Origin of the sequence: Streptomyces sp. NPDC058620 (genome assembly GCF_042717135.1) — a bacterium.
Taxonomy (GTDB): domain Bacteria; phylum Actinomycetota; class Actinomycetes; order Streptomycetales; family Streptomycetaceae; genus Streptomyces.
The window spans coordinates 1-3,865 of record NZ_JBHXQO010000126.1; the positions used below are offsets into that span (position 1 = coordinate 1).

Sequence of the window (3,865 nt, forward strand, 5' to 3'; positions counted from 1 at the left end):
GAGCTGGTGACCTGCTACTTGTTCGCGTTCCGGTTGTCGTACTCGGGCAAGGCCGTCCACCGCATCTTCGCCTCGGCGGGGCAGGAGGCGTTCTTCGAGGGCCACGTCCACGCTCTCAACGTGCTGGGCGGTTATGTGGGTGACAACTCTTCCGCGATCTCGTGTTCCCGGCCAGGATGGTCGCTCCCGTCGAGGAGCACGGATGGCCTGGCAGCCAGAATTGGTACGACGCATCGATGCCGCCGGAAACCCTGCGGCATCACTGGGGCACGCCCTGGTCGACGACTACCTGCAGTTCGTGGCGGCGCGTTGCCGGCCGAACACGCTGCTGGCCGCCGCCTACGACCTGAAGGTCTTCTTCTCGGTGGTCTCCAAGGAGCCGACCGAGGTCGTCACCGCGGACATCTTCGCGTTCATCACCGCGCAGAAGAAACCAAGGCGGGGGACGAAGGTCGTCCGGCTCGAGGACGGTGAAGCGGGTCTCTCGGCACGGACCATCAAGCGGCGGCTCGCCAGTGTCTCCGGCCTGTTCGGCTACTTGATGACCCGCGATGACCTCGCCGTCGACCGCAACCCGGTGCCGACGGGGCTGGCCAATCGCCGCCGGAGCGGCAATCGAGGGACGCCGCTGTTGCGCACGCCCCGCACCCTTCCTCGCGTCCTCGGGCCACGCGAGGTCGAAGAGGTGCTTGGTGCACTGAATACCAGGCGGGACCGAGCCATGGTTCTGGCAATGCTGCTGGGCGGACTGCGCCGCTGCGAGGTGCTCGGCCTGCGGCTGGGCGACCTGTCGCCGGGCGAGCGTCGGGTCTTCATCAGTGAGGGCAAGGGCGGGCACCAGCGCCTGATACCGATCTCCGCACAGTTCTTCGCCGTGGTCGGCGACTACTTGGACCAGGAGCGTCCTGCAGTCGAGCACGACCGGCTTTTCGTGGTGCTGCGCGGGCCGACCCGCGGTCGGACGCTCTCCTCGGACGGTCTGGACGAGATCCTCGACGGCGTCCGGAAGCGGAGCGGACTGCCGAGGCTGACCTGCCACCAGCTCCGTCATACGTGCCTGACCCGGCTACGGGAGGCGGGCATGGCCCTGGAAGCGGTACAGGCCCAGGCCGGACACCGCTCCATCGAATCCACCCGGCTCTACATCCACCTCGCGAACAGCTGGCTCGCCGAGCAGTACCTCGAGGCGAGCGCCGCCATCGATGCCGACACGGCGGACGTCTGATGCGCCGGGCCCGAGCCGCAGCATTGCCGATCGTGCGTCCCGACCTGGTCGAGTTCTACCTCGCTCACCGGGCCGCGCAGGGCATGAACACCGACCACAAGGTCCGCTGGGGTGCTCGCGCCCTGCTCGCCGCAGTGCCCGATCTGGAGGACTTCTGCCGCCTTCCGCTCGAGCGTCAACTCGCGTTCAACCATGAGACGCACCGATTCATGAGCTGGCTCTCAGTCACCGGACGCCTGCAGCCCGGAGCCGACTACCTGGTCGCCCGGCGCCCACGACTGGGCATCGTGCTGGCCAGGACGGAGCCGGAACTGCATTTGCGGTTCATGGAAACAGCCCGGACACTCGGCTTCCGCGACTACCTGGCCATGTCCCAGTTCAATCTGCTGGGCCACTTCGTGGCTCTCTTCGGCAAACAGCCGCACGAGCTGCATCAGAGCGACTGGGACCAGGGCCGCGATCTGCTGCTGGAGGCAGCCCGACGCATTCCCAATCGCGGGGTCAAGGCCCTGTCGACCTCTCTGTTCAACCTCGAGGCAACGCTCTTCCACTGCGAGTTGTCCGACGAGCTCCCGCGCCGACGTCACCCGGATCGAGCCGACATCCGCGCCGCCGAGTGGTCACGCGTTGCACCCACAATGGCGTCCACGATGCAGCACTACCTCGAGCAGATCGCGGGGACGCTACGGCCGGGCACCGTGAAGAACGCCGAGCTGACGCTGCGGGAGTTCGCCCTGATGGTGGCCGCCGAGGACACGACCGTGACGTGTGTCGCCGAGCTCAAGCGGCGGCACGTCGAACGCTACCGACAGTGGCTGCTGGAGCGACCAGCCGCCCGCGGCGGACCACTACACCGGCACACCGTCCGCGACCGGCTGAGCAAGCTCCGAGGATTCTTCCGCCGCCTCGACGAGTGGGACGCCGTCGACCGGCCGCCCCGCCAGCTGGTGTTCGACAGCGACTTCCCGATTGCGGACGAGCCGCTGCCACGCTTCCTCGACGACGCCGCAGCTGCCAAGCTACTTGCCGCCGCCCGACGCGATCCCGATCCGTTCGTCCGGCTGGCCATAGAGATCCTGGCCCGCACCGGTATGCGCCGCGGCGAGATGCTCGGACTCACCATCGACGCAGTCGTCCAGATCGGATCCGCCTATTGGCTCCGCGTTCCGGTCGGCAAGATGCACACCGACCGATACGTCCCCCTGCACCCTCAGCTGAAGACGCTGCTGGACGACTGGCTACTGCACCGGCCCGAGGGCCTGCGTTCGAACCTGCTGTTCACCGATCACGGTCGCGCGGTCAACGCCTCCCGCATCGAAGCCGCCGTCCGCAGGGCCGCCGAGAGCGCCGGTCTCGGTCGGGTCACCCCGCACCAGCTCAGACACACTCTGGCCACCCAGGCCATCAACCGGGGCATGTCCCTGGAGGCCATCGCGGCACTTCTCGGTCACCGATCTCTGTCTATGACACGTGTTTACGCGCGGATCGCGGACCGGACCGTCGCGGACGAGTACTTCGCCATCTCGGAGAAGGTCGAGGCCCTCTACGACGCTCCGCCTCAGCTGCCGGCCGACGCCGAGGGCTCCGAGATGGCCAAGCTCCGCCGGGAAATGCACCGTCGGATGCTCGGCAACGGCTACTGCGCTCGCCCTGTCGAGATGGACTGCCACTTCGAGTCGATCTGCGAGTCGTGCACGTTCTTCGTCACCACGATCGAGTTCCGCCCCACCCTCGAACGCCAGCGGGACGATGCAGTGGCCAAGGGGCAGGTCGCCCGAGAACATATCTTCGATGGACTCCTCAGCCGTCTGGACGGAGATGCTTCCTGACGAATCAGCAACTGCGGGGCCGCATCACCGAGTTCAGCAGGCGGTTCTCTGACCTGGGCACTGAAAATCCTTCGCGTGGTGGCATGAGCCACATCTCGCGCGTGGAACATTTCAGTAGACGACGGCGTCGAAGCCTGTCGCGTCACCATGGCGCAACGCATGTTCCCCCTGCAAGCCGTGCGAGTCGTCGGGCGCGAAGTCTTTCAACGGGGCAAGGGTGTTGAGGCTGGGGGCCGGACCATCCGATCATCGGGGGCCGCCTTCCAGGAGGTCGTGGGAGTCGGTGACGGCCGGCGCCCAGTCGGGGTGATAGTCGTTGTGATCCTTCCAGCGGGCGGCAAGCAGGCCCACGGCCAGCGAGAGGCCGTCGATCCAAGCGGCATCACGCTCGCTCAGGATGCCGTGGTCGCGGTAGTGGAGCAGGTCGCCATGGAGGGCGAGGACGTGGTATGCGGCGGCCACGAGGGGGTCAACGGCGGGGGTGGGCTCGCCACGCTCGGCGAGCCGGTCGGCGACGAATCGAGCGATGGCCTTATCTGGTGCAGGCGTGGTCATACGATTCCATCCATTGTTCTGGCATGCCCATGCAGGTCTGCGCCGAACGTTTCGCTCGGTAGCACTGTGACCTGGGCACTGAAATGAATCTTGCGGTTCTTCAGTACCGACCGACATCAACACCGGTGATGGCTTGACATCGAGACCCGCATATTAGAGGAGTGCCGACCGGGAAGGTCCGCTACGACAACCTTAGGGCCGCCGTCGCCCAGGTGCTGGGCCTCTCACGCCGCCGGGTGGAAGCCGAACGCTGGAC

General features: G+C 66.7%; 3 protein-coding genes. 2 read left to right on the top strand and 1 reads right to left on the bottom strand.

Annotated features, from left to right (window positions below; translation table 11 throughout):
* Positions 1 to 202 precede the first annotated feature (202 nt).
* Together ACFWSK_RS37425 and ACFWSK_RS37430 are read left to right on the top strand one after the other, a co-directional pair.
* Positions 203 to 1,225, top strand: coding sequence for a tyrosine-type recombinase/integrase (locus ACFWSK_RS37425; protein WP_383796564.1), 1,023 nt, complete (start codon positions 203 to 205; stop codon positions 1,223 to 1,225).
* Between the two features lie 32 nt (positions 1,226 to 1,257).
* The gene (locus ACFWSK_RS37430; RefSeq protein WP_383796567.1) at positions 1,258 to 3,054 is read left to right on the top strand and encodes a tyrosine-type recombinase/integrase; all 1,797 of its coding nucleotides are present in this window, start codon (positions 1,258 to 1,260) and stop codon (positions 3,052 to 3,054) included.
* Positions 3,055 to 3,300: 246 nt separating this feature from the next.
* Here ACFWSK_RS37430 and ACFWSK_RS37435 read toward each other — a convergent pair whose 3' ends face one another.
* The gene (locus tag ACFWSK_RS37435; RefSeq protein WP_383796569.1) at positions 3,301 to 3,609 is read right to left on the bottom strand and encodes a hypothetical protein; all 309 of its coding nucleotides are present in this window, start codon (positions 3,607 to 3,609) and stop codon (positions 3,301 to 3,303) included.
* Positions 3,610 to 3,865: the final 256 nt, after the last annotated feature.